25 protein-coding genes and 1 tRNA gene are annotated in these 25,679 nt (G+C 65.6%); 5 read left to right on the forward strand and 21 right to left on the reverse strand.

What is annotated here, in order from left to right:
- Nucleotides 1-22: 22 nt before the first annotated feature.
- From AC5RT3_RS11910 to arfA, 12 genes are all read right to left on the reverse strand, one after another.
- Nucleotides 23-691, reverse strand: a complete 669-nt coding sequence (locus tag AC5RT3_RS11910) for an urease accessory protein UreF (protein WP_494124281.1) — start codon at nucleotides 689-691, stop codon at nucleotides 23-25.
- A 186-nt stretch (nucleotides 692-877) separates the two neighbouring features.
- The gene (gene ureE, locus AC5RT3_RS11915) at nucleotides 878-1,363 is read right to left on the reverse strand and encodes an urease accessory protein UreE (RefSeq protein ID WP_494124282.1); all 486 of its coding nucleotides are present in this window, start codon (nucleotides 1,361-1,363) and stop codon (nucleotides 878-880) included.
- Between the two features lie 16 nt (nucleotides 1,364-1,379).
- A complete protein-coding gene (gene ureC, locus AC5RT3_RS11920; protein ID WP_494124283.1) occupies nucleotides 1,380-3,128 on the reverse strand; it encodes an urease subunit alpha in 1,749 nt (582 codons plus the stop codon).
- Nucleotides 3,125-3,493, reverse strand: a complete 369-nt coding sequence (locus tag AC5RT3_RS11925; protein WP_494011803.1) for an urease subunit beta — start codon at nucleotides 3,491-3,493, stop codon at nucleotides 3,125-3,127. Before AC5RT3_RS11925 ends, ureC begins: the two co-directional genes overlap by 4 nt.
- 9 nt (nucleotides 3,494-3,502) lie before the next feature.
- On the reverse strand, nucleotides 3,503-3,805 hold the full coding sequence (locus tag AC5RT3_RS11930) for an urease subunit gamma (RefSeq protein WP_494124284.1): 303 nt from the start codon (nucleotides 3,803-3,805) through the stop codon (nucleotides 3,503-3,505).
- Between the two features lie 213 nt (nucleotides 3,806-4,018).
- Entirely contained in the window at nucleotides 4,019-4,570 is a 552-nt protein-coding gene (locus AC5RT3_RS11935) for a cysteine hydrolase family protein (RefSeq protein WP_494011805.1), read from the reverse strand.
- A 60-nt stretch (nucleotides 4,571-4,630) separates the two neighbouring features.
- Nucleotides 4,631-5,635, reverse strand: a complete 1,005-nt coding sequence (locus AC5RT3_RS11940; RefSeq protein ID WP_494124285.1) for a LacI family DNA-binding transcriptional regulator — start codon at nucleotides 5,633-5,635, stop codon at nucleotides 4,631-4,633.
- 194 nt (nucleotides 5,636-5,829) lie between these two features.
- The gene (gene mmsB, locus AC5RT3_RS11945; protein WP_494011806.1) at nucleotides 5,830-7,116 is read right to left on the reverse strand and encodes a multiple monosaccharide ABC transporter permease; all 1,287 of its coding nucleotides are present in this window, start codon (nucleotides 7,114-7,116) and stop codon (nucleotides 5,830-5,832) included.
- A 5-nt stretch (nucleotides 7,117-7,121) separates the two neighbouring features.
- Complete coding sequence (gene mmsA / locus AC5RT3_RS11950; protein ID WP_494052605.1) at nucleotides 7,122-8,651, reverse strand: multiple monosaccharide ABC transporter ATP-binding protein; 1,530 nt, start codon at nucleotides 8,649-8,651, stop codon at nucleotides 7,122-7,124.
- A 93-nt stretch (nucleotides 8,652-8,744) separates the two neighbouring features.
- Nucleotides 8,745-9,869: a multiple monosaccharide ABC transporter substrate-binding protein gene (gene chvE / locus AC5RT3_RS11955; RefSeq protein ID WP_494011808.1), complete on the reverse strand. Its 1,125-nt coding sequence runs from the start codon at nucleotides 9,867-9,869 to the stop codon at nucleotides 8,745-8,747.
- A gap of 254 nt (nucleotides 9,870-10,123) precedes the next feature.
- Nucleotides 10,124-10,708, reverse strand: coding sequence for an HhH-GPD-type base excision DNA repair protein (locus tag AC5RT3_RS11960; RefSeq protein WP_494052603.1), 585 nt, complete (start codon nucleotides 10,706-10,708; stop codon nucleotides 10,124-10,126).
- 80 nt (nucleotides 10,709-10,788) lie between these two features.
- A complete protein-coding gene (gene arfA, locus AC5RT3_RS11965) occupies nucleotides 10,789-12,315 on the reverse strand; it encodes an arabinosylfuranosidase ArfA (RefSeq protein WP_494124286.1) in 1,527 nt (508 codons plus the stop codon).
- A 359-nt stretch (nucleotides 12,316-12,674) separates the two neighbouring features.
- Between arfA and AC5RT3_RS11970 the strand changes: the two genes are divergently transcribed.
- Nucleotides 12,675-13,616, forward strand: a complete 942-nt coding sequence (locus AC5RT3_RS11970; protein WP_494103981.1) for a GAF and ANTAR domain-containing protein — start codon at nucleotides 12,675-12,677, stop codon at nucleotides 13,614-13,616.
- Between the two features lie 104 nt (nucleotides 13,617-13,720).
- Here AC5RT3_RS11970 and araA read toward each other — a convergent pair whose 3' ends face one another.
- From araA to araB, 3 genes are read right to left on the reverse strand one after another with little or no spacing between them, the layout of a single operon-like run.
- The gene (gene araA / locus AC5RT3_RS11975) at nucleotides 13,721-15,241 is read right to left on the reverse strand and encodes an L-arabinose isomerase (RefSeq protein WP_494052600.1); all 1,521 of its coding nucleotides are present in this window, start codon (nucleotides 15,239-15,241) and stop codon (nucleotides 13,721-13,723) included.
- Nucleotides 15,242-15,281: 40 nt separating this feature from the next.
- Nucleotides 15,282-15,977 carry an L-ribulose-5-phosphate 4-epimerase gene (locus AC5RT3_RS11980; RefSeq protein WP_494052599.1) on the reverse strand — a complete coding sequence of 232 codons (696 nt, stop codon included), beginning with the start codon at nucleotides 15,975-15,977 and terminating at the stop codon, nucleotides 15,282-15,284.
- The gene (gene araB / locus AC5RT3_RS11985; protein WP_494124287.1) at nucleotides 15,974-17,701 is read right to left on the reverse strand and encodes a ribulokinase; all 1,728 of its coding nucleotides are present in this window, start codon (nucleotides 17,699-17,701) and stop codon (nucleotides 15,974-15,976) included. The genes AC5RT3_RS11980 and araB overlap by 4 nt, the downstream gene beginning before the upstream one ends.
- 273 nt (nucleotides 17,702-17,974) lie before the next feature.
- On the opposite strand from araB, the gene AC5RT3_RS11990 reads away from it, so the two are divergent.
- A complete protein-coding gene (locus AC5RT3_RS11990; RefSeq protein ID WP_494052597.1) occupies nucleotides 17,975-18,460 on the forward strand; it encodes a hypothetical protein in 486 nt (161 codons plus the stop codon).
- Here the strand turns inward: AC5RT3_RS11990 and AC5RT3_RS11995 are convergent.
- From AC5RT3_RS11995 to AC5RT3_RS12020, 6 genes are all read right to left on the reverse strand, one after another.
- Entirely contained in the window at nucleotides 18,450-19,229 is a 780-nt protein-coding gene (locus AC5RT3_RS11995) for an anti-sigma factor (protein WP_494052596.1), read from the reverse strand. The two genes, AC5RT3_RS11990 and AC5RT3_RS11995, sit on opposite strands and share 11 nt — an antisense overlap.
- Nucleotides 19,216-19,848 carry an RNA polymerase sigma factor gene (locus tag AC5RT3_RS12000; RefSeq protein ID WP_494052595.1) on the reverse strand — a complete coding sequence of 211 codons (633 nt, stop codon included), beginning with the start codon at nucleotides 19,846-19,848 and terminating at the stop codon, nucleotides 19,216-19,218. The genes AC5RT3_RS11995 and AC5RT3_RS12000 overlap by 14 nt, the downstream gene beginning before the upstream one ends.
- Nucleotides 19,845-20,576, reverse strand: coding sequence for a class F sortase (locus AC5RT3_RS12005; protein ID WP_494052594.1), 732 nt, complete (start codon nucleotides 20,574-20,576; stop codon nucleotides 19,845-19,847). Before AC5RT3_RS12005 ends, AC5RT3_RS12000 begins: the two co-directional genes overlap by 4 nt.
- 120 nt (nucleotides 20,577-20,696) lie before the next feature.
- A complete protein-coding gene (locus AC5RT3_RS12010; protein WP_494052593.1) occupies nucleotides 20,697-21,542 on the reverse strand; it encodes a DUF4397 domain-containing protein in 846 nt (281 codons plus the stop codon).
- 132 nt (nucleotides 21,543-21,674) lie between these two features.
- Complete coding sequence (locus AC5RT3_RS12015; protein WP_494052592.1) at nucleotides 21,675-22,697, reverse strand: LacI family DNA-binding transcriptional regulator; 1,023 nt, start codon at nucleotides 22,695-22,697, stop codon at nucleotides 21,675-21,677.
- A 67-nt stretch (nucleotides 22,698-22,764) separates the two neighbouring features.
- Nucleotides 22,765-22,837 (reverse strand) — tRNA-Lys (locus tag AC5RT3_RS12020).
- A 177-nt stretch (nucleotides 22,838-23,014) separates the two neighbouring features.
- Here AC5RT3_RS12020 and AC5RT3_RS12025 point away from each other — a divergent pair.
- The 3 genes from AC5RT3_RS12025 (at nucleotide 23,015) to AC5RT3_RS12035 (ending at nucleotide 25,638) form a co-directional block, all read left to right on the forward strand.
- Nucleotides 23,015-23,674, forward strand: coding sequence for a hypothetical protein (locus AC5RT3_RS12025; RefSeq protein ID WP_494011828.1), 660 nt, complete (start codon nucleotides 23,015-23,017; stop codon nucleotides 23,672-23,674).
- 331 nt (nucleotides 23,675-24,005) lie between these two features.
- Nucleotides 24,006-24,623 carry a DUF47 domain-containing protein gene (locus AC5RT3_RS12030; protein WP_494124288.1) on the forward strand — a complete coding sequence of 206 codons (618 nt, stop codon included), beginning with the start codon at nucleotides 24,006-24,008 and terminating at the stop codon, nucleotides 24,621-24,623.
- A gap of 1 nt (nucleotide 24,624) precedes the next feature.
- On the forward strand, nucleotides 24,625-25,638 hold the full coding sequence (locus tag AC5RT3_RS12035; protein WP_494052591.1) for an inorganic phosphate transporter: 1,014 nt from the start codon (nucleotides 24,625-24,627) through the stop codon (nucleotides 25,636-25,638).
- Nucleotides 25,639-25,679: the final 41 nt, after the last annotated feature.

The following is a 25,679-nucleotide window of genomic DNA, read 5'->3' on the forward strand; positions in this document are numbered from 1 at the left end:
TCCTTTGCATCCACAAGCACAGTCAGCTCATGAACATCCGGGCACGCTGGCGTTCGTGCCGCATTTGTGAAATTTCCAGTCCGGGGATGACGGCCCCGAAGTCGTCCGGCGCCAGGTGGACGACCCGCTCGACGGCGGCAGCGACGTCGTCGTGCGCCTTCCGCAGCACCCGCTGCCCGGCGTTCTGGCCGAGCGGGATGGCGCGGACGGCGTTTTGCGTCAGTGACGTGGCGGTGGCGAAAAGGTAGGCGGCGAGCGCCTCCTGCTGCGGCACTCCCAGTGAACGTGCGACGACGGCGAACGCTAGTGACTGGTGTCCGGCGGCCCTGCCAGTGGTCACCAGGTCCCTGTACAGTTCCAGCGCAGGAGAGGGGAACACCTCCCCGCCGATCTCCAGCAACCGGAGCCCCATTTTGGTGCTGGCCTCCCGGACCTGCCGCGGCAACAAAGACGCCGACAAAAGGGCATCAAGTTCCGGCACCTCCCACCCCTCATAGAGAAACCGGATGGCAAGCCCATCCGAATACGTCAGCTGCTGCGCAATAAAGACGGACAACCACCGCCCAAAAGAAGCCTCATCAAAGACGAGCCCCCGATCGAGGTACGTTTCAAACCCAAAAGAGTGGGCAAAAGCCCCAACAGGAAGCGCAGAGTCAGTGAGCTGAGCGAGCGCCAGCTGATAGCCGCTCACGAAAGCCGCACCCAGGGTGAGGAACGCAAGCGACGCGAGGGATATGGGGCCGCGGCGTGGCGGGCCGCGCGGGGGGCCCACTGGCGCGAGGGCCCCGACCCGAGCTTGCGAGGGTTGGGAGCGCCTGGGGACGGGCACGGCCCCATATCCCTCGCGGCGTCCCGAGCCGGGGAAACGCGGGGAGACCTAGTGCGAGTGCTCGGCATGGCGGAAAGGTACAGGCATGACGCGTTCCTGCCGGGAGTAGCGCACTCCGGCGTGTTTGAGGTAGTCCTCGACGGTGTGGTCGTAGGCGCACACCATGACCTCGGCCTCATATTCCGAAGCCGAGTCAAAGAACTGTGCCTGCAAGTGCCGGTTGCCAAGCGAGTGGGCAGCGACGCCCATCTCGTGGATGGACCGCGGTGCGATGACCAGGACGTCGGTGGGCAGCACGGACACCACGATCATGTTTGAGTCATCAACAAGCAGGATGTCGCCGTCGCGGAGGTCCCCGGAGCCGGTGGGAAGGCGGATGCCGATTTCCTTGCCGTGGTCCGTGGTGGCGCGCTGGATGCGCTTGACCAGCTGGGCGCTGGGCAGCACCACCTTCTCCCGGTGCAGGCCGGCGTAGGCTGCGAGGTCCGTTTCGGGCAGCTCATGCAGATTGCCAAGGACTTTGTCGATAATCACGTGATTCTCCGAAGGGCTAGAAGAGGAAGTAGCGCTGGGCCATGGGCAGGACGTTGGCGGGTTCACAGGTGACGTCCTCGCCGTCGACCCTTACCTGGTAGGTCTCCGGGTCAACCTGGATGTCCGGCGTCGCGTCGTTGTACTTCAGGTCCGCCTTGGTGAGGGTGCGGATCCCGGACACGGGACGGATGACCTTCTCCAGCCCCAGCTCCTCCGGCACCCCGGCGTCGATGGCCGCCTGTGAAAGGAACGTAATGGAGCATTGCTGCACCGCCTTCCCGTAGGCCCCGAACATGGGCCGCATGGTCCGCGGCTGCGGAGTGGGGATGGACGCGTTGGCGTCGCCCATCAGGGCATACGCGATCTGCCCGCCCTTGATAACCAGCTCCGGTTTAACGCCGAAGAATGCCGGGTCCCAGAGGACCAGGTCCGCGAACTTGCCCTCCTCAACGGAGCCCACCGCGTCTGCGATGCCCTGGGCGATTGCCGGATTGATGGTGTACTTGGCCACGTAGCGCTTGAGCCGGAAGTTGTCGCTGCCCGTGGAGCCGTGAGCGCCCGCAGCGTTGTCAGCCGTACCGTTTGGGTCTTCCAGCACACCGCGCTGCTTCTTCATCTTGTCCGCCACCTGCCAGGTGCGGGTGACCACCTCACCCACGCGTCCCATGGCCTGGGAATCGGAGGAAGTGATGGAGAAGATGCCCAGGTCCTGCAGGACGTCCTCGGCCGCGATGGTCTCGGCCCGGATGCGCGAATCGGCGAAGGCAACGTCCTCGGGAATGTCCGGATTGAGGTGGTGGCAGACCATCAGCATGTCCAAATGCTCTTCGATGGTGTTGCGCGTGTAGGGCAGCGTGGGGTTGGTGGACGCGGGCAGGACGTTGGGCATGCCGGCGATCTTGATGATGTCCGGTGCGTGGCCGCCGCCGGCACCTTCGGTGTGGAAGGTGTGGATGACGCGGCCGCCGATGGCCCGGATGGTGTCCTCCACAAAGCCGCACTCGTTGAGGGTGTCCGTGTGGATGGCCACCTGGACGTCGTACTCGTCCGCCACCTTCAGGGAGGTATCGATGGACGAATGCGTGGAACCCCAGTCCTCGTGGACTTTCAGCCCGATGGCACCGGCGCGGATCTGTTCGGCGAGGGGTTCGACGGCGGATGCGTGGCCCTTGCCGAGCAAGCCGATGTTCATGGGGAAGCCTTCGGCCGCCTGCAGCATCCGCTGGATGTGCCACTTCCCGGGGGTAACGGTGGTGGCCTTGGTTCCTTCGGCCGGGCCGGTTCCACCGCCGATCATGGTAGTCACGCCGCTGGTGAGTGCGGTGGCAACCTGGTCCGGGGAGATGAAGTGGATGTGGGTGTCCACTCCCCCGGCGGTGAGGATCTTGCGTTCCCCGGCGATGATCTCCGTACTGGCACCGATCACGATATCCACGCCGTCCGTGATCTGGGGGTTGCCGGCCTTGCCGATCTTGAAGATGTGGCCGTCTTTGAGCGCCACGTCCGCTTTGTAGATGCCGGTGTAGTCCAGGATCACGGCGTTGGTGATGACGGTGTCCGGAACGCCTTCATCGCGGACCGCCTGGCCGTTCTGGCCCATGCCGTCCCGGATCACCTTGCCGCCGCCGAACACCACCTCCTCGCCGTACACGGTGAGGTCCTTCTCGATCTCGAGGAACAGCTCCGTGTCCGCCAGGCGGATGGCGTCGCCCGCCGTCGGACCGTACAGGTCGGCGTACTGCCGGCGTGGCATCTCGAAGCTCACTGCTGGTCCCCTTCCGCTGCGGCACCCGGCCAGGCCGGGTTTCCAAGGTGCGTGCCGCCGTCGAGCTTTCCGTTGACCGCGTTGCTGAGCCCGTGCACTTCGCGGGTCCCGGCGAGTTCGATCAGCCGCACGCTGCGCGAGTCGCCGGGTTCAAACCGGGCCGCGGTTCCGGCCGGGATGTCCAGCCGGCGGCCGTAGGCTGCCTGCCGGTCAAAGGCCAGGGAAGGGTTTGCTTCGGCGAAGTGGAAGTGCGAGCCCACCTGGACCGGCCGGTCGCCGGTATTCGTCACCTCGACGTCGATGGCCTCGCGCCCCGCGTTGGCCGTCACCGGCTCGGGCCGCAGGATGTACTCTCCGGGAATCATGTGGCGCCCCTAGCGGATCGGGTCGTGGACGGTAACGAGCTTGGTGCCGTCCGGAAACGTCGCCTCGATCTGGACGTCATGGATCATCTCGGGGACGCCTTCCATCACGTCGTCGCGGGTGAGAAGGGTGGTCCCGTAGCTCATGAGTTCAGCCACGCTGCGCCCGTCCCGTGCCCCCTCGATCAGCTCATAGCTGATGACGGCCACCGCCTCCGGGTAGTTCAGCTTGAGCCCCCGCGCCTGCCGCCGCCTGGCGAGGTCGGCCGCCACCACGATCAGAAGTTTCTCCTGCTCACGCGGCATCAGGTGCATGTGGGTCCCTTCAACGGGCCGCTGGTGCGGCGGCGTGGGACCCACAGTAGGTTGCGGACGTTTCCGCCACGTTTCAGGTTTGTAATGCCTGGCTCTCACAAGCGCGTCGCCTTCGAAGGCCGCTGAATTCCGCCAGGTTGGCACCCCCTGCCCAACGGCGACGACGGCGGGTTGCCGGGACACGCCGTCGTCCGTTCCTAAAGGTGGGGAGACTCAGCGGTTCAGGCGGGCGAGGATCTCTTCGCTGGACTGGACCGGCTGGCGGTAGCTCGTGGAAAGGATCCGCAGCATGTCAGCGGCGTCCTGGTTGTCCTCGGAGGCGATCGCGTCCTTCGCATAGGTGACGCGGATGTTGTGGGCGAAGGCGTCTGCTCCCGTCTGGGCGATGCAGTTGTGGGTGGACACCCCGGCCAGCACCACCTCGTCGGCGCCCCAGTTGCGCAGCCGCGACAGCAAGTTGGTGCCCACGAAGGCGCTGTCCCGCGTTTTGTTCAGCTGCGGCAGCCCGTCTATTGCAAGCCCAGGAACAGCTTCCGCCTGCTTGCTGCCGCGGAAAATGAAGCCCTGGTCGTCGTCGAGCATATTGAGCGTCCAGGTGGACTTATCCCGCTCGTGCTCCGTGCCCACCAGCAGTGCCTTGTGGCCGCTCGCCTCGAAAGCCTCCAACAACGTGTTGCACGAAGCGACCAGCCGCTCCTGCTGCGCGCCCAGTTCCGGCGCCTCAAAGAACGCGTTCTGCATATCGATGACAAGAAGTGCAATCATGCGGCGCCTTTCCCTCGTTGGACTCTGCCGGGAAAGTACCCCGTGATCGACGGACGAAACCTAGGGTGCGGATTGGCGGACCTGCAGGCGGAATTCGGCTTCCACGTGCACGCCTTCACCAGTTGTTTCGCGCCCCTCGATCCGATCGACCAGCAGGCCGATCGAGCGCTCTGCGATCTCCTCCATTCCCGGCGAGACCGTGGTCAGGGAGGGTGAGGCAAACCGGGCCTCGTCGATATCGTCGAAGCCTGCCACGGCCACCTCCTGGGGAACCCGGACGCCGCGGATCAGGAGCTCGTGCATGGCGCCCAGGGCCAGGACATCGTTCAGGCCGAACACGGCGTCAAACTCCACACCCTTGTCCAGGAGACCGGCCACGGCGCCGGCCCCGCTGTCCCGCCGCCACTCGCACTGGGCAACCAACGCGGGATCGAACGGAACCCCCGCCTGGCCAAGCGCCTTCCGGTAGCCGTTGAGCCGCAGCCCTGCACTGCCAGCGGATTCACCGGGGTGGGCACCGAGCACGGCAACGCGACGGCGGCCGCCCGACAGCAGGTGGGCGGTCAGGGCAGCAGCGGCTTCCTCATTTTTCATGGTCACCAGGTCGAAGCGGGGATCCAGGATGTGTTCGCCCAGCAACACCATCGGCTTCTTGCCCAGGCCGGCGGCGATGGCATCGGCGTCGACCTTCAGCGGCGTGAACAGCAGCCCGTCGGTGAGCTGCCGGAAAGGGCCCTGGAGGGCGTTCAGTTCCACGTCCCCCACAGCGTCCGACTGTTCCACCAGCACCCGGTAGCCCCGCCGGGACGCAGCCTTCATCAACCGGGAAGCAAGCTCCGCATAATAGGGTGCCGAAAGATCGGACAGGACAAGGCCCAGCATTTTGGTTTTCCCTGACCGCAGGCTCCGCGCTGTCAGGTTCGCCTCATAGCCCAGTTCCGCGATGGCGTCCTGGACGCGCTGCTTGGTGGCAGGACGAATGAACTCGTAGTCATTCAGCACGTTGGAAACAGTCTTGAGCGACACCCCCGCCGCCCGCGCAACGTCGTTCATGGTGACCGCCATCATGGCTCCTTTATGTGGTTCCGCAAGTATCTGACATACATCGTTGCAGAAGTTTGGGGCTGCGCAGGACCCATGGAACACCAAAAGCTGGTGCGGCGACACATTGTGAACGTATCGCCGCACCAGCTATGGTCCGCTTGGACAAGGCACCTCGGGCCCTCAACGTCCCCGGGAAAGAGCCAATGCTCCCGGCTTCACTGGCCGCGGGCAGTCCCCACAGGCTCGACCGGCTCGGTGACTGCCGTCTTCTGCTCGGTGGCTGGCGGTGTTCTCCGGAGCTTGAACCGGCTGGAGATGGCAGGTCCTCCCCCGACGCGATTCTTATTGAAGATGTCAAAGGCAACGGCCACCAGGAGGACCAGTCCCTTGATCAGCTGTTGGTAGTCGGTTCCAAGGCCGAGGATCGACATCCCGTTGTTCAGCACGCCCATGATCAGTCCGCCGATCATGGCTCCGGCGACCGTGCCCACGCCGCCCTGCACAGCAGCACCGCCAATAAAGGCCGCTGCAATGGAGTCCAGCTCGAAGCCTGTACCGCCTGCAGGCTGGGCAGAGTTTAGGCGGGCGGTGAAGACCAGGCCTGCAAGGGCTGCCAGGACACCCATGTTGACAAAGAGCCGGAAAGTGACGGCTTTGGTCTTGATACCTGAAAGTTCTGCCGCGTGGAGGTTGCCGCCGATTGCGTAGATGTGCCGGCCAAAGATGCTGTTATTCATGAGCGCCGAGTAGATGATGACCAAAGCTGCCAGCACGATCAGGACGATCGGAGTGCCGCGGTAGCTCGCCAGCAGGAACGTGATGATGAGCATGAGCAGCGCGATGAAGGCGGTTTTAATGGCGAACCACGCCATGGGCTCGTTTTCAAGATCGAATTTTCGGCGGACGCGGCGCTCCTTGAGGGCTTGGAACACGATGGCCGCCGTGCCGCCCACCCCCAGGATAACGGTGAGTATTTCGACTACCGAGTTGCCTCCCGTGATGTCCGGCAGGAAGCCCCCGCCCAACGCGCGCAGCTCCTCGGGAAAAGGTGTGATCTGCTGGTTTTTCAGCGTGATCAAGGTCAGGCCGCGGAAGATCAGCATTCCGGCAAGGGTGACTATGAAGGCAGGGATGCCCACATAGGCAATCCAATACCCCTGCCAGGCACCCACTAACGCCCCCACCAGCAGGCAGGCGGGAATGGCGATCCACCAGGCCCAGCCCCAGTGAACTATCATCACCCCCGACACCGCACCAATGAAGCCGGCGATGGACCCGACAGAGAGGTCGATATGGCCGGCGATGATCACCATCACCATGCCAATGGCCAGAATCAGGATGTAGCTGTTCTGGACGACAAGGTTTGTCACGTTTTGCGGCTGGAGCAGGATGCCGTCGGTGAGTATTTGGAAGAGCAGGACGATCAGGATCAGGGCGACAAAGATGCCGACCTGGCGGAGGCGGCTCGTCAGGAAGCCGAGTGATTCTCGTAAGGCGGACATGGTCGCTATTCCTTTTCTTGGGTCATGTAATGCATTAGCGTCTCCTGGGACGCCTCGGCAATGGGGATCTCACCGGTGACGCGGCCCGCCGACATGGTGTAGATCCTGTCGCAAATGCCCAGGAGCTCAGGGAGTTCGGAGGAGATGACGATGACGGCTTTCCCCTCGGCAGCAAGGTTCGCGATGATCGTGTAGATCTCGAATTTCGCGCCAACGTCAATACCCCGGGTCGGTTCATCAAGGATCAGGACATCGGGGTCCGAAAACATCCATTTGCTGAGGACGACCTTCTGCTGGTTTCCTCCCGAAAGCTTCCCGGTAACTGCGGCAACCGTGGGAGCCTTGATGTTCATGCTCGTTCGGTAGCGGTTGGCCACAGCCGTTTCTTCGTTCTTGTCCACCCAGCCCCTGTTGGCGAGTTTGCCCAGGCTCGCCATGGAGATGTTGCGCTTGATGTCCTCAATGAGGTTCAGCCCGTAGTGCTTGCGGTCCTCCGTGGCATAAGCAAGCCCCTGGCGGATGGCCTCGGAAACCGTGGAGGTATTGATCTCCTTGCCGTACTTGAGCACCCTCCCCGAGACGGCCCGGCCGTAGGTACGCCCGAAGACGCTCATGGCCAGTTCCGTGCGGCCGGCTCCCATGAGCCCGGCCAAACCAACCACCTCGCCTTTCCGCACGTGCAGGCTCGCGTTCTGGACTACCGTGCGCGTATGGTCCTGGGGGTGTTGCACGGACCAGTCCTCTATGCGCAGGACCTCCTCACCAATGACCGGAGTCCGCTCCGGGTAGAGGCTTTCCAGGTCCCGGCCGACCATTCCGCGGATGATCCTTTCCTGGGTTATCTCCCCTTCGTTCAGGCGCAGCGTCTCGATCGTCTTGCCGTCCCGGATGATCGTGACGGCGTCGGCCACCTTCCGGATTTCGTTGAGTTTGTGGCTGATGATGATGCTGGTGACACCTTGGCCCTTCAGGTGCAGGATCAAATCCAGCAGATGATTGGAGTCCTCGTCGTTCAACGCAGCCGTGGGCTCGTCGAGGATGAGCAGCTTGACTTCCTTGGAGAGTGCTTTGGCGATCTCGACGAGTTGCTGCTTTCCAACACTGATGTGCTGGATGGGGGTAACGGGGTTTTCATTCAAGCCGACGCGGGCCAGCAGCTTGGCCGCCTCCAGGTTCGTCTTGCGCCAGTCCACCCAACCCCGCGTCGACAGTTCGTTCCCCAGGAAAATATTCTCGGCGATCGACAGGTAGGGGCTGAGGGCGAGTTCCTGATGGATGATGACAATGCCGCGTTTCTCACTGTCGCTGATGCTCGCAAAGTCACAGGGCTCGTTCTCGAACAGTATGTCCCCCTCGAACGTGTTATGCGGGTAAACCCCGGACAACACCTTCATCAAAGTGGACTTACCTGCGCCGTTTTCGCCGCAGATGGCATGCACCTCACCGCGGTTCACGTCCAGGGTCACGTCCTGGAGGGCCTTCACGCCGGGGAACGTCTTGGTGATTCCCCGCATTTGCAGAATGGGTACGTTCATGGTCATTTCCCGCTGACTGGCGGAAGCCTGGCTCCTGCATGCAGGGGCTGCGAGGCTGCGGCCGGGAAAGCCCGGCCGCAACCTCACCGGCTCCTACTTGACGTCAGCTTCTGTGTAGTAGCCGGAGTCGATCAGTTCCTGCTTGTAGTTGTCCTTGGTGATGATCACGGACTCCAGCAGGTAGGCCGGAACAACCTTGACTTTGTTGTCGTAGGTGGTGGTGTCGTTGGTTTCCGGTTCCTCGTTCTTGAGGACGGCGTCCACCATCTTGACGGCCTGCTTGCCAAGCTCCCGGGTGTCCTTGAAGATCGTCGAGTACTGTTCCCCGGCGGTAATGGACTTGACTGACCCCTTCTCCGCATCCTGGCCGGTCACGACCGGAAGGTTCCCTCCGGAATACCCACCGGTGCTCGTGAGAGCGGAGATGATGCCGATGGAAAGCCCGTCGTACGGGGACAGGACGCCGTCGAGCTTCTGCCCTGAGCTGTAGGCCGCAGTGAGGATGTCCTCCATCCGCTTCTGGGCCACAGGGGCCTGCCAGCGCAGGATGGCGGCCTGCTCGAATTTGGTCTGGCCGCTGGGAACCTTGAGCGTTCCTGCGTCAAGGAACGGCTTCAGGGTGTCCATGGCGCCAGTCCAGAAGAAGTTGGCGTTGTTGTCGTCAGGGCTTCCCGCAAACAGTTCGACGTTGAAGGGGCCAACGCCGTCCACCTTCTTGCCCTGGCCATCAAGGAGCCCGAGGCCGGTCAAAAGCGAAGTGGCCTGCTGAACGCCTACAGTGTAGTTGTCGAAGGTCGTGTAGTAGTCGACGTTCGGCGTGCCGTTGATCAGCCGGTCATAGGCGATCACTTTGACATTCTGCTCTTTGGCTTTGGCGAGGACGTCGGTCAGGGTGGTGCCGTCGATAGCGGCGATGATCAAGGCCTTGGCGCCCTTGGTCAGCATGTTCTCAATCTGCGACACCTGGGTCGGGATGTCGTCGTTGGCGAATTGAAGGTCGGTTTTGTAGCCGAGCTCCTTCAGCGACTTCTCCACGTTGTTCCCGTCGGCTATCCACCGCTCGGACGTCTGGGTCGGCATGGAGATGCCGACGAGTGATTCGCTGGGATTGGCCGTGCCGCCGGTTTCGGCCGCCCCTCCGCGGGTCCCACAGCCGGTGGCGCCCACCGTTAGTGCCAGGGCGACGGCTATGGCGCCCACGAGTTTCCTAAATTTCACGCTATTCTCCTCCCGCGGCTACTTCAGCCACGCATCTGTGCTGGAGCGGAAGGCATCGATGCCTCCCGCCGAGCCGGGACTTTTGCAGCGTTCCCGGGGTGCTCCAAGCAGGGCCTGGCGCCGTCGAATCCGAACACAGGAGGCCCGGTAGCTTCGACCCTGTTAGCGCTAACAGAGCATGAGCTTAACCCGGCCAAGTCTATGGATCAAGTCACAATTGTGCTACGGCCCGCGAACCGGCCCCCGGAATGCGGTCAGGCCTTTGCGGCCTTCGCCGCAGCCTTGGCAGCCTGCTTGCTGGCACGCACCTTGACGAGCGACTCGGGATCCACGATGTCCGCGACGGACAGGAAGGCACCCTCCTCGCCGTAGTGGCCTGCCGCTTCCCGCCAGCCGGGCGCCTGGAGGCCGCGCTGCTTGCCGAGCAGGGCAAGGAAAATTTTGGCTTTCTGGTCACCAAAGCCGGGCAGCGCCTTCAGCCTGCGCAGCACCTCAGCACCGTCCGGATTGCCCTGGGTCCAGATCGCGGCGGCGTCACCACCCCAGTTGGTCTGGACCGCCTCGGCCAGTGCCTGGACCCGGGCAGCCATGGAACCCGGGAACCGGTGGACCGCCGGCCGCTCCTTGAACATCTCCACGAACGCCTGCGGATCATGCGCCGCGACGGCCTCCGGCTTCAGGGATCCGATCCGGGTCCTGATCTTTTCCGGCCCGGCGAACGCCGATTCCATGGTCACCTGCTGGTCCAGCAGCATTCCGGTCAAGAGCGCAAAGTCATCCTCGCTCAACAACTTATCGGCGGCGGGATCACCCGTGATGTGCAGTTCCATGCCGTCCATCCTCCCAGAGGTTGCCGCCCAGGCCAGCGGGGCGCTTAATTGTTGCAATCCGCGCCCCGCTGAAACACCCATTCCCGCTGCTACTTGCCGACGGCGAGCCGGATCATCGACCAGGACACGGCCGGAAGCTCCGCGGTGAGGCGGCCGCCGTCGGCCTGTGCCGTGACATTCTCCGCGGGCAGGACGGAGGTGGAATCGTCTGCGGTGGCCTGCCAGTAGGGGTCCTTGTTGGCGTAAGTGAGGGCCTCCACCACGCGGACGTTGCCGAGTGCGGACACCGCGGCGTCCAGCCGCAGCGCGTCCGTGGCCGAGCGGTTGACGGCGAACACCACCGCTTCGCCCTTGTCGGCGTCGTAGGTTGCGACCGCGGACACGGCGGCAAAGTCCGTCGTCTTGCCCCCGCTGACCAGCGGGGATTCGACGGCGAGCTGCAGCACAGTGCCCGATGCGTGGCGGGAGGTCAGGGCGAACGGGTGGAAGGTGGTCTGCTTCCAGGCACGTCCGCCCGGCTCGGTCATGATGGGGGCGATGACGTTCACCAGCTGCGCCAGGCTCGCTGAGTGCACCCGGTCGGTGTTGCGGAGCAGCGTGATCAGCAGGTCCCCGACCACGACGGCGTCCGCCACCGTGTAGATGTCTTCCAGCAGCACGGGGGCCACCGGCCAGTCCTTGCCGCTCGGCGCCGTGGATTCACCGCGGCTCATGTGCCAGACATTCCACTCGTCGAAGGAGATGTTGACCTGCTTGTCGGACTTCTTGACCGACTTCACGTGGTCGATGTGGGCCACGATGTCGCGGATGAAGGCGTCCATCCGGTGCCCGGCGGACAGGTGTTCCTGCAGGTCGCCGAAGTCCTCGAAATACTGGTGGGCAGAGACCAGGTCCACCAGGTCGTAGGTCTCGCTGAGCACCACGTGTTCCCACTCGCCGAACGTGGGCATGGTGGGCCCGGAGCTGCCGCAGGCCACGAGCTCAAGGTCCGGATCGATCATTCGCATGCCCCGGGCGGTGTCCGCCGCGAGCCGGCCGTACTCATGGGCACTCTTATGGCCGATCTGCCACGGGCCGTCCATCTCGTTGCCCAGGCACCACATTTTGATGCCGTAGCCCTTTTCCGCACCATTGGCCCGGCGCTGGTCCGAGAAGGCCGTCCCGCCGTCGATGTTGCAGTACTCCAGCAGGTCCAGCGCTTCCTGCGTTCCACGGGTGCCGAGATTGACGGCCATCATGGTCTCCACCCCAGCCTTGGCGGACCACTTGGCGAATTCGTCCACGCCCACGAGGTTGGGGTCACTGGAGTGCCAGGCAAGGTCCAGCCGCACCGGGCGCTGCTCCACCGGGCCCACACCATCCTCCCAGCGGTAGCCGGACACGAAGTTGCCGCCGGGGTACCGCACCGTGGAAACCCCCAGTTCACGGGTGAGTTCCAGGACGTCCCCGCGGAAGCCGTCCTGGTCCGCCGAAGTGTGCTCCGGCTCAAAAATGCCGGTGTACACGCAGCGGCCAAGGTGCTCCACGAAGGCGCCGAAAGTGCGCCGCCGGACAGGCCCCACCACAAATGCGGGATCCACGGTGATCTTCGCCGCGGCTGATTCTGCTGTAGTCACGAAAATATCCTCACTCCATTTTTACAACGTTATAGACGACCATTGTTGAGACTCCCGCAGCAGGAGTCAAGCAAATGAAAGAAAGCGCTCCAGTAAGTGTCCCCGTGGGGGACGTCGGGCCCTCAAGCCACCCACCTGCGGCAACGGGAACGGGCGGGGTGTGGCCAGCGAACCCAAGTACTACCTAATCTCAAAAACGAGTACCTCCTACGCGTTCATCCCCCACAGCCCCGCAACTAGGTTTCTTACCAGACACAAAAGTGGCGCGGCTCGCGGTACGTGGCTCACGAGGGGGTGTGAGACTGGCAATGCATGCACGACATATAAGTTCGGCCTTCCCGGTCCAACGGACACGGGTATTGAGCGGGGCCGGCGACGAGGAGGCCTACGAGACCAAGGCCTCTCCCCCAGCCGTCGTCGGCCCCCCTGTTCCGCCGCGGAACGCGGGCCCCCGCACGGCAGCCGGCATTGCCGGAGTGGCCACGCCCGGTACCGGCGGCCAGGACGTGCTGCTGGATCTGGTGACCGGCGCTGACTCGTTGGGAGAATCCCTCGCCCGCCTGGTGACCGCTTCCGCGCAGGCCGTTGTCCGCCAGGCAGGACTCCGCATCGAATGTGGGGTCATAGTCCACCAGCCCAAGAAGCCGCCCGCTGTCACCGGCACCTCGGAAGAAGTCGTCCGGCTGCTCGAATGGGAGCACCGGGCGGCTGAGGGCCCGGTGCGCGAGGTCCTCGCCGGCGGCCAGCCAGTGGCAGTTCTCCAGCGCAACGGCGACTTCCGCTGGCCGCATTACTGTGACCAGCTGCAGCAGGCCGGTTTCGGCAGCGTCCTTGGCGTGCGGCTGCCGCTGAGCAGCGAGACCCCCGCCGATGGCGCCAGGGAGGGCGGCGCTGCAGCCGGAGCTACCAGAAAGGGCCCGGACGGGACCGCTGGCACCCAGCACCGGGAAGAAAGGCCGGCCGCCCTGGCATTCTTCGCCCAGGACGCCAAGGCCTTCCCACTACAGGTCATCGCGGAGGCCCGCTCGTTCGCAGGTCTTGCAGCCAACAGCCTGCAGATGGCCATCGACCTGCATACCGCCCGCTCCATGGCCACCGACCTGCGCTCCGCCCTGGACAGCCGCACGTCGATCAACGTTGCCTGCGGCGTCATCATGGCGCAGAACAGGTGCTCCTACCACGAGGCCTTTTCCATCCTGGCGAAGGCGTCCAGCCACCGGAACATCAAGGTGCGCAGGATCGCCGAGGACATTCTGGAGCGGCTGCCGGAGGGTCCCCCGCGCGCCCACTTCGGGCATTGAGCGTACACCTCAGCCAGCGCCCACCTCCTTAGAGTTTTTGTCCAGGTATGGAGGCTTCAGGGGAAGTTAGCTCGACATATCTGGACAAAAACTCGCAGGGTTCGCTAGATGCCGCCAGCCAGCTTGTAGTAGGCGGCGTTCCAGTTCAGGTCCTTCTTGAACTGGCGGATGGTGGTGCCTTCGTCGATGGTGAGCAGCTCGGTCTTGGCAATCTCGGCGAAGTCCTCGAACACGTCCATGCCCACCTGGGTGGACAGCACGGTGTGGTGCGCGGCGCCGGCGGTCAGCCAGGCGGCGGCGGACGTGGCGAAGTCCGGCTTGGGCTGCCACAGGGCGCGTGCGACCGGCAGGTTGGGCAGCGGCTGGTCCAGGGGAACGACGTCGACGGCGTTGGCCACCAGGCGGAAACGGTCCCGCATGTCGGACAGCGCGACGACGACACCCGGGGAGGCATCGGCGTCGAACACCAGCCGGACCGGGTCCTCCTTGCCGCCGATGCCCAGCGGATGGATCTCCAGCCGCGGCTTGCCGGCGGTCAGGGACGGGCAGACCTCCAACATGTGGGCGCCCAGGATCTTCTCCGAGCCCGGTTCCAGGTGGTAGGTGTAGTCCTCCATCAGGGACGCGCCGCCCGGCAGGTCCCCACCCATCACTTTCGCAGCCCGGACCAGGATGGCGGTCTTCCAGTCGCCTTCGGCACCGAAGCCGTAGCCGGCAGCCATGAGCCGCTGCACCGCCAGGCCGGGAAGCTGGCGGAGCGCACCAAGGTCCTCGAAGGACGTGGTGAACGCTGCCGAACCGTTGGCCTCCAGGAAGCTCCGCAGGCCCAGCTCGATCCGGGCACCGTATCGCAGCGACTCGTGCCGGGCCGCGCCTGGGCGGAGCTCCGGAACAACGTCGTAGAGGTCCTCATACTCGGCCACCAGGGCGTCGACGTCGGACTCGGCGGCCGCGTGAACGGCGTCCGCGAGCTCGTTCACGGACCAGGTGTTGACCGCGACGCCAAAACGCAGCTCCGCCTCGGTCTTGTCGCCTTCGGTGACGGCGACGTTGCGCATGTTGTCGCCAAAGCGGGTCAGCTTGAGGGTGCGCACGGCGGCCCAGCCGGCGGCAGCGCGCTGCCAGGAGCCCACTTGCCGGGCCACCTCGGGGTTGGACACATGCCCGACGACGGTCTTCCGTGCGATGCCGAGGCGGGACTGGATGTACCCGAATTCGCGGTCGCCGTGGGCGGCTTGGTTCAGGTTCATGAAGTCGAAGTCGATGTCTGCCCAGGGCAGGTCCCGGTTGGCCTGTGTGTGCAGGTGCAGCAGTGGCTTGCGGAGCAGGTCCAGGCCCTGGATCCACATCTTTGCCGGGCTGAATGTGTGCATCCAGGCGGTGACGCCGATGACGGAATCGTCTGAGTTTGCTTCCAGCGCCGTCCGGCGGATTGCGTCCGAATCGGTCAGGACCGGTTTCCAGACCAGCCGGACCGGGACGTCGGAGCTGGCGTTGAGCTGGTTGGCGATTTCCTGCGACTGCGCTGCCACCTGCTTCAGGACGTCCTCGCCGTAGAGGTGCTGGCTGCCGGTGAGGAACCAGACCTCATAGCCGTCAAGGGAGGTGGATGCTGCGGTGCTCATGGGTTCTCCTGGGATGTAAGCCTGAAAAGGGGCCTGATGGCTATTGGCCGTAGACGTTCTGGTAGCGGGCATAGAGCGAATCGATGTTGCCCTGGTCGATGGGCTTCGGCTCGCCCAGCTGCCGGGAGATGTGCACCGTCCGGGCCACTTCCTCACACATCACCGCTGCCTTCACCGCGGAGCGGGCGTCCTTGCCGATGGTGAACGGTCCGTGGTTCTGCATCAGCACCGCTGGCGAGTTCGAGTTCTTGAGCGTCTCCACGATGCCGTGGCCGATCGAGTCGTCACCGATCAGCGCGAACGGCCCCACCGGAATTTCGCCGCCGAATTCGTCGCTCATCATGGTGAGCACGCAGGGGATTGCCTCCCCGCGGGCTGCCCAGGCGGTGGCGTAGGTGGAATGGGTGTGCACCACCCCGCCCACCTCGGGCATATGCCGGTACACGTAGGCGTGCGCTGCCGTGTCCGACGACGGCGACAATGGCGGGTTGCCCCACTCGCCGTCGTCGTTCCCCGCCACGGGCACCCCGTAGAGATCGGTGACCACCATCTGCTCCGGGGTCAGGTCCTGGTAGGACACACCGGAGGGCTTGATCACCATCAGCTCGTGACCGGGCACCCGGGCGGAGACATTGCCGGCCGTCCACACCACCAGTTCATAGCGGGTCAGCTCGGCGTGCAGGGCGCAGACTTCCTCCCGGATACGGCCGATTGCCTCGAGGATCGGGCTGCTCATGCCGGCACCTCCACGGCGGCCGGGCCGGAAGCCAGGAGTGAGCCGGAGGCCCTTCGCTGGATGGCCTTGAGCCGGTGCATCACGTCGTTGCCGCCCCGCCCGAAGTAATCGTGCAGCGCCTTGTACTCCTGGAAGAGTTCCTCGTAGGCTGCCACGTTCTCCGGAATGGGCGTGTACACCTCACCGGGTTCCGCGCCCATGGCGGCGGCGGCCTCCCGGATGTCCGCGTACTTCCCGGCGGCCACGGCGGCGTGGATGGCGGAGCCCAGCGCCGGCCCCTGGGCGGAACCGATGGTGGAGAGCTGCAGCCCGGTGGCGTCGGCGTAGATCTGCATGAGGAGCCGGTTCTTGAGCAGCCCGCCGGCCACAATGAATTCCTTGACCGGGACGCCGGCCTCCCGGAAGGCATCAACGATGGTGCGGGTGCCGAACGCGGTGGCCTCGAGCAGCGCCCGGTAGGTGTCCTCGGGTTTAGTGGCGAGGGTCTGGCCCACCACGATGCCCGAGAGCTCGTGGTCCACCAGCACCGACCGGTTGCCGGAGTGCCAGTCGAGCGCGATCAGCCCGTGTTCACCGATGGCCTGCGACGAGGCCAGTTCAGTGAGGTATTCGTGGATTCCCATTCCCGCGGCATCGGCAGCCTCATGGTACTCGCGCGGCACGCCGTACTTGGTGAACCAGCCGAAGATATCGCCGACGCCGGACTGGCCGGCCTCGTAGCCCCACAGCCCGTCCACGATGCCGCCGTCCACCACACCGCACATTCCCGGTACTTCCCGGAGTTCGGTGCCGTTCATGACGTGGCAGGTGGAGGTGCCCATAATGGCCACCAGCTGGCCCGGGTCCACAGCCCGAGCGGCGGGAGCGGTGACGTGCGCGTCCACGTTGCCTACCGCCACGGCGATGCCCTCCGGCAAACCGGTCCAGGCGGCTGCTTCGGCAGTGAGGTACCCGGCGGCGTCGCCAAGGCGTCCGATGGCGTGCTCCAGTTTGCTGCTCACGAAGTCCTTGAACTGCGGGTTCAGGGCCGCAAGGAACTCCTCCGACGGGTAGCGCCCGTCCTGGTAAATGCCCTTGTATCCAGCCGTGCAGGCATTGCGGACATACCGGCCGCACAGCTGCCAGACGATCCAGTCGGCCGCTTCCACCCAGTGGTCCATCGCCGCGTACGCTTCCGGGTCCTCCTCCAGCAGCTGCAGGCCCTTGGCGAATTCCCACTCCGAGGAGATCAGTCCACCGTAGCGGGGCAGCCAGTCCTCGCCGCGCTCCGCGGCGAGCCGGTTGATCCGGTCCGCCTGCGGCTGCGCGGCATGGTGGCGCCACAGCTTCACATAGGCGTGCGGGCGGTTCGCAAACCCGGGCACCTCATTCAGCGGCGTTCCGTCAGCCTTGACCGGCACCATGGTGCAGGCGGTGAAGTCCGTGGCGATGCCTACGACGGCGGCGGGGTTGATCCCCGCGTCAGCGATGGCCGCAGGAACGGCGTTCCGCAGGACGTCCCGGTAGTCGTTGGGCACCTGCAGGGCCCATTCGCCGGGAAGCCGTGCGGCGCCGTCGCCCGCTGTGTCCGCGGGCAGGGCATGGGTGACCACGGCATGCGGGTAGTCATACACCCCGCTGCCGAGCTCCTTGCCGTCCCGGACCCGCACCACAACGGCACGGCCGGACAGCGTTCCGTAATCCACGCCGATAACAAAGACGTCCGAGCCGTCAAATGCGTCCATTGAAAATCCTCCAGATAGCTGCCGCAGCACTGCGGCCTGGTGTCAATTGTGAGCGCTAACAAGAGTGAAGTCAACAAGCCTTCCCCTGCTCCCCCTCCCCCACTTGGAGTTTTTGTCCAGATATGGAGACATCCAGGGTGCTGAAGTCGCCATATCTGCCCAAAAGCTCCAACGAAGGAAGGGCAGGGGAACCGGCTTCTTGAAAAGTGCGTCAGGGCGGCGCCAATGGGTAAGGGAAGCAGGGACCGAAACTTCCATCAACGGGGAGAGCCCATGACCGACCCCGAGCCACCGCCGTCCGCCGGCAGCCGCTCCCTGGCCTGGCTGGCCGGCCCCCTCGCCACGGGCCTGGGCTGGACCGCACATATGCTCGGCGGAGGCCGCTCCCCCGCCCTCCTCATCGTCGTGGCGTTGGCAGCCTTGCTTGGGATGGCAGCGGCCATGGCGGGGCGGCGGCGCCTTCCGCCCTGGGCGGTCCTTGTTTCTGCCGGGCTGGCGCAGCAACTCCTGCACCTTGCCTTCAGCGCGCTCTCCTTCGCCAGCGGTTTCGCCCTGCCCGGGCACGGCCATGGGAATGCGCCGTCCCCGGAGGCGGAGGAGGAGCCAGGCCAGGCCGCCGCCCAGGACCTGCACCTGCTGCTGTACCTGCACGCCGCGGCCGCACTGCTGACTGCGCTTGCAGTGACCCAGTGGGAAAGAATCAAACAGTGGCGCAGGCAGGAACCGGCAGCAGGAGACAAAACGGGCGTCAGGAAGTGAGTGTGCCCCGGACGATGCTGACGCTTGAGTGTGCGGGATTCCCGTCCACCGGTTCGTCCGAGACATCAACAATGGGGTACTCGGAAAGCTCCAGCCCCGCCGGCACCTGGAACGTCCCGGTGTCCGCGTTCATCACGCCCAGGCTGACCAGCTTCGACAGGTCGGGCGCGATCAGCCACACCTCCTGGTAGCCCTGCGCCTCGTCCTTGCTGAGCTCGACTTCCAGGGTGCGGGCACCGTCCTGCGTCTCCACCACCCGGGCCGAGCCCGTTGCCGAGAACGATGCCAGCGGGGTCAGCTGGGCCTCGGCCAGCGCCAGTGGCTGGGGCGGCCGGTTGAGTGCCCAGATCCCGCCGAGGGCCACCACCACTGCAGCGGCCGCAGCCACCAACCAGGTTCCGCTGCGCTGCCACCACGCACGGCCTTTCCTTGCGGCCCGGGCTTGGGATATGTCCGCCGGCGGGGCAAGGACCGACGACGGCGCAATGTCCGACGGCGGAACGCGGCCCTGGTGCCCGGCGGAGGCCAGGGGATCCTCCCGCACTGACGCCGACAGCCCGAGTTCCCGGTGGATGCCGTCCCACACCTGGGGCCCGGGAACGGAGAGCCGGCTGCTGTCCGGCGTCGATTTCACTGCATCCACGGCTCGGCGCAGCGCGGCAAACTCGGAGGCGCAGGCCGGGCACACCTCCAGGTGCTCCCTGCTGCCGTCGTCCCAGTCGTCATACAGGGCAAGGAGGCTCAACTCTTCCGGATCAAGATGCGGCATGGTCTACCTCCAATCTTTTCCTCAAATGCGTCAGGCTGCGGCGGATGTGGCTCTTGACCGTACCAAGCGGAAGGTCAAGTTTCCGCGAAATCTGCTCGTGCGTCAGGTCTTCGTAGAAGGCGAGCTTCATGATGGAGCCCTGGGGTTCGCCCAGCCGTTCCAGTTCCCCGTCCAGCAGCAGCCGGTCCGCCAGGACCTCCGCCGCCTCGGTACCGGAGCCCGGTTCGTCGGCCATCCCGGCGCCTGCTGCCGCCATTGCCTTTCGGGCTTCGCGCGCGGACGCGGACCGGGCGTCGGCAATGGCGTTCCGGGTGATGCCAACAATCCAGGCCGGAAGCCTGGCGGTGTGCGGGTTGAACGTACTCCGGGACCGCCACACCCTGATGAAGACTTCCTGGGTGACGTCGTCCGCCGCTGCACGGTCACCCAGCGAGCGCAGGGCCAGGGTGTGCACCAGCGGGGCGAACTCGCGGTAGGCCGTGGCCAGCGCCTGCTCATCACCGGCCAGGAAGGACGCGGTCAACCCGTCTTCCCACCGGTCGGTGGCCTGCCCAGGAAGTGCCACAGTGGACTCCTTCCCGGCTGCGGTGGCGAGAATCACGGCTGGATCACCGCTCATTCAAGGACCGCGGTGACAATCACATTGTCGCTGTAGTCCATCCGCTCGTCCAGCCATCTCCCGCCGCAGGTGACAACCTTGAGCTCATGTGGCCCGGACCTGCGGAAGAGGGCTTCACCGTCGAATTTGTCCTTGGCCATCAGTTCCACCCGAACCACCCGGTAGGTCAGCGCCGGAGCGCCCTCCCGCCCCACCTGGATGGCCGTTCCCGCCGGCACGGATTTCAGCTGCGAAAACGGTGCGCGATCCGAGGTGGTGTCGATGTGCCCCGCTATGACGGCGGTTCCCTCAGCGGCCCCCGGCGCCGGACCGAACCGGTACCAGGCGGCCTGGTCGAAGGCGTCGGGGATTTCCATGGCCCCCTCAGCTGACACACCCCCCGGAATCACGGGCATGTTGATGGCGGTCCCGGCAACGGTGAGTGCCGTGGGGGCCGGCTGCGCCGGGGCGGCCGGCCCCAGGGTGGCGGCACGGACCGGGACGTCCATTGCAGGAGTCTGAGGTGAGGGGGAAGCCGGGGCGACAGTGGGATCGGCCGCGGCGGTGACCGGCGGGGCCGAGGCTGCTGCCGGCGCGGCTGCCTGGCTGACAGCGGCCGGCGCCGGATCCTGCGCCGGCCCCGCCGGCGCGCAGGCCGGGAGAAGCAAAGCCGCAGCGAGGAAGGCAGCGCCGGCGAAACCGGAGGAACGACGGCGGGACTCCCCTGCCGTCGTCGTGGTGCTGTTCATTTCTTCGCCTTCCCGCGGCCGCCGAAGGATTGCCGCTGTTGAATCAGGCGCCGGCCGCCCGGCTGGAACCGGGCGGCCTGCTTCCTGCTGCAATGTTGTGTGACTGGTTGTTGCTCCTGGTTACCGCTGTGCGCGGGCTGCCCCGATGGCCCGGGCCGCGCCCATGCCGGCGAACACGAGGGCCAGGGCTGCTGCGCCGAAGCCCAGGGCGAGTGCGGCAGGTTCTGCCGGTGCTGCTGAAGCAGCATTGGCGGAGCCGTCAAGTGCACCCGGGACCGAACCCGGCGAGGAGTGCATGCCTTCGATGGTCTGGACGGCCAGCTGCAGGTTGTTGTTGGCCAGGCTGCCCCATGCGTAGACGATGGTGTGCGTGCCCTCTGCGACGGTGACGTCCGCAGGTCCGATGACCGGGGTTGTGGTGCCGGCGGCCGCGACGGCTGCCGGGATGGTGCCGGGGTCAAGGGTCAGGGTCTGCTCGTTCGGGTTGGCCAGGTTGGAGATGACCGCGGTACCGCCGGCCAGGACGTCGACGGCGGGTGCTGCCGCTGCGTGCCGGACGGTGAGTTTGCCCTTGCCTGCCGCGATCTGCGAAACGTCGTTGGTGTAGAGGTTGGCGGTGGGGTTGCCGCCGGCGTCGAGGTTGGCCACGGCGGTGTAGTTGCCGTTGGCCGCCAGGTTGACGCTGACGGGCCCGATCACTGCTGCGCTGGCATCGGCGGCATCCGAGGCAGTGATGGCGAGCTCGTAGGCGCCGGCCGGAAGCGCCAGGGGTCCGGCCAGGGTGCCGGGGGTGAAATCATCCAGGGTCCGTTCGCCGTTGACCCAGACGTCTACGGTGAGTTCGGGAACGCCGTGCAGCACGGAGAGCTGGGCGTCCCCTTCGGCTGCCTGGGCGGGGCTGGCGAGAGCGATTGCTGCCGCAATTGCCGCTGCACCGGCACCTGCTGTGAAGATCCTGTTGCGCATGTCCTTCTCCTTCATCGGCCCGCGTTTGCGGGCGTTTTTTGCTTACACCCCTAGTACTGGTGCAGGCCGGGAGTTGGATGCAGATTCATGGAAAAATCTTCGGGCAATTTTTTCGGACGGGGTGCGCCGGCTCTACCCCGCCGCTGCCGGCGGCGCCGTGCTGGCCCGCAGCACCAGCTCCGGGGTGACGATGGTGGAGCTGACGGCCGCCCCCGCCTCGATTTCTTTCAGCATGATGTCCATGCAGCGCCGGCCCAGCTCCTCGAAGTCCTGCCGCACGGTAGTGAGGGGCGGGGTGAAGTACCCCGATTCCGGCTGGTCATCGAAACCCACCACGGAGACGTCGTCGGGCACGCGGACGCCCGCCTCTGCGAACGCCCGCAGCAGGCCCAGGGCCATCTGGTCATTGCCCACGAAGATTGCCGTGGCGCTGCGCGTTTCCGCCAGTCTCCGGCCGATCTGATAGCCGCTGCCCGCGCTCCAGTCGCCTTCCACCAGGAGCGCGTCCGGCAGGCCGGCGGTGCGGAGCGCGTTGCGCCAGCCCTCGGCCCGTTCGGCGCCGTCCGTCCAGTCCGGCGGCCCGGATAGGTGGCCGATCTGCCGGTGCCCCTGCCCGATGAGGTGTTCGACGGCGAGCTGGGCGCCCCGCCGCTGGTCCACCATGGCGCCGCTGACGTTGCTGTTGCCGAGGGATCCGACGGCCACCACGGGCACGGAAAGCGTCATCTCATCGAGGGCCTTCAAGGTGTCCGAGTGCGGGACCAGCACCGCGATCCCGTCCACTGCCTGGTCCATGAAGTGGCTGATGGCATCCGCGATCGCCTCCCGGCTGATCTCGCGCAGCGCGGCGATGCTGACAAAGTAGCCGGCGTCGCGGGCGGCGTGCTCCACGCCGAGGAGGGTATTGGCCGGACCGTACTGGGACAGCTCGTTGGCCAGGACCCCGATGGTCTGCGAGCGCCGGGTCACCAGGCTCCGGGCCGCAGTATTCCGCCGGTAGCCCAGTTCCGCGATGGCCGCCTCCACTTTTTCGCGGGTGGCCTTGCTGACGTTGGGGTGGTTGTTGACCACGCGCGAAACTGTCTGGTGGGAGACACCCGCCACGTCCGCCACATCTTCCAGACGCGGCATCCTGCCTTTGCTGCTTTTTGCCATGAGCCTATTGTCCCTGCAATACAAAACAGCAGGCCGGAGGCGAATCGCCTCCGGCCTGCCGTGCGGGTGGGCCCTGTGGGGCTCGAACCCACGACCCACGGATTAAAAGTCCGATGCTCTACCAACTGAGCTAAAGGCCCCTGCCGGCCGGTTCAACATGTCTGTGTCGTGCCGCCCGGCCCAATCCATTTCTGGACGTTAATACTCTAACGCATGGTTCCGGCGCCTTCGCACGCCTGCCGGGCACCGCCGTCGGGCTTTTTCCGGAAGGGCCGGGGACGCTCGTATCCGGCACGGCACAGGAGTAGCGTGGGGGCATGAGTGAGCAAGCAGGATCAAGTCCCTACGGTGGCGCGCACCGGCACCACAAGCCCAAACCCTTCGCTCCCATCGACTTTGAGCCCTTCGCCGGCGGTGCCGATCCCGCCCGGGTTTCCGAGGCCGCACACCTTGCCGCCCAGGCGCTGGTCCGCCACGGCCGGGACAGCGACGACCCCGTAGTCACCCAGCGCCTGGTCAAGCTCGCCGATGAACAGGGCCTGGAGGCCATTGCAGAGATGTGGGCCGAAAGCCCGGCACGTTCACTTCCCGGCGCGCTTTGGCGCTTGTACGCGCTGCGGGCGGCCACGGTCCAGGACCCCGAGCGCATTTCCGTGTACTTCCGGGCGGGCAGGGACACGGCGCAGGTCTCCAACGTGGTGGCCGGAGCAGCCGAGCCTCCCGGCGCGGACGAGATGACCGCCATGGCCGACGCCATCCTCTCCGGAGCGTTCGACGGCGAGTTCGACGTCGCACTGGAACGTTCCGCCGCCTTCTGCCGCGTAGTGGCACTGGGCCAGGCGACCATCGCCGACGGCGCCGAGCACGCCAACGAGGCCCACGCCAGCAAGCTGACCCGCAATTCGCACCAGCTGGTCAAGACCGCGGAGGACCTGGAGCACGCCGCCAACGCGTGGCGGCTGGGCGAGCTGGACTGATTCCGTCATGTCGCACCCTGCGGGCCCACGGGCCTGCCATTTGGGCCCGTGGGCCCATCACGGCCCAACTGTCAAGATTGACTTGGGAGCGGCATCGTAGAACACTGAAACTGGTGTCGGACCGCGAAACCCCCGGGCTTCAAAACTCAGCCGCCTAGAGCGGCCTACCGCCGAGAGGCGTATCCGGTTCGGCACCATTTTTCTGCCCTTTTCCTGTTTTCCCATTTCAAGGGTGCAGTTACGGCCCGGTAGAGTTAGCGTCAGTTGCCTGCCGGGGTCAAGTCACACGGCAGCAATCCCCGCCCTGTACTTTCCCCGGAGACGGAACCACGTGAAGCTGCGCCTTTTTCCCCAGGAGCCCGCCGGGCTGAACCTTCTCTCGCAGATGGCGCAGCAGATTGTGCTGGCCGGGGGCACGCTGGCCGAGATCCTCGGCGTTCCCGCAGCCGATCATTCCAAGCTGGTCGAGGACATGCACAACCACGAGGCCAAATGCTCCGAACTGCAGTTCGCCCTCCTGACCCACATGCGTACCAGCTTCGTGAACCCCCTCCCCCGCGAGGACATGTACGCGCTCTCCCGCTACCTCAATGAAGCGATGGAAAAGATGGACGCCGCCGCGGAACTGGTGGCCCTGTACAAGCTTGACCGGCTGCCCGGGCGCGCAGCGGACCAGCTGGAGATCATCAGCAGGCAGGCCGAGCTGACCGTGGATGCCATGCGCCGGCTGGACAACCTGGACGACCTCGAGGACTACTGGATCGAGATCCTCCGCCTGGCGAAGCGGGCCGAAAGGACCCACCGCCTATGGGTGGCGGACATGATCACCGACATGAAATGGGCGCAGTACTCCCGCAACCGGGACGTGGCCAACCAGCTGGTGGAGGTCACCAAGGATATGCGGCGGATCGCCACGCAAGTGGGCAGCATCATCGTCAAGGAATCCTGAGGTGGTGGCAGCCATCTTCGGCGTGGTGGTCCTGCTGACCGCCGGGTTTGCCTTCCTCAACGGCTTCCGGGATGTCTCGAATGCCGTGGCACTGGCTACGCGCACCCGGGCGCTGACCCCCAGTGTGGCAGTACTGCTGGCCGCCTTCTTCAACTTTATTGGCGCCCTGCTGAGCGCCACCCTGGCTGTCGCGGTGAGCCAGCACTGGATCACGCTGCCGCCGGGAACGGATGGCCTGAGCATCCTGGTTGCCGGGCTAATCAGCGCTTCCGCCTGGGGGCTGCTGATGTGGTGGCGTGGCATTCCCGCTTCCTCCACCCATGCCCTGGTGGGCGGCCTTGCGGGTGCCGGGCTGGCCAGCCTTGCCGTGGGCGGGGCAGGCGTGGGCGGCGTGGACCAGTCGCTGCTGTTCCAGGTGGTCCTCCCCCTGGTCCTGTCCCCGCTGGTGGCCTACAGCGGGGCGTTCCTGATGGTTTTTCCGGCCACCTGGGCGGCGCGGTACACCCAGCCCAATGTGGTGAACCAGCGGTTCCGCCGCAGCCAGGCCATCGCTGCGGGGGCTGTGGCATTCGGCCACGGCCTGCAGGACGGCCAGCGGGTCAGCGCGGTGCTGCTGCTTGCCTTGCTGGCCGCCGGCTATACCGACGGCGGGACCATCCCCCTGTGGGTTGCACTGGTGTCCGCGGTGATGATCACGGCCGGGACCTTGGGCGGCGGGTGGCGGATCTCGCACACCATCGGCTACAAGGTAACGCGCGTTGATCCGTTGCGGGGCTCAACGGCCCAGATTTGGAGTTCGATCATGCTGTTCGTGGGCGCCATCGCCCTGCATTGGCCACTGTCCACCACCCACACCGTCACATCGGCGGTCCTTGGCGCGGGCGAGAACCAGCACTTTTCGGTGACCAACCGGAAGCTGGTCATCCGGATCCTGGGGCTCTGGGCCCTGACCCCCGCTGCCACGGCCGCCACTGCCTTCGTGCTGGCACTGGCCATGTCGCCGCTGGCCGGCTGAGCGGCGGCCAGCGGTCCCGGACGGTACCTTGCAGCCCTGTA

This window comes from Arthrobacter sp. Y3221159 (genome assembly GCF_059089885.1).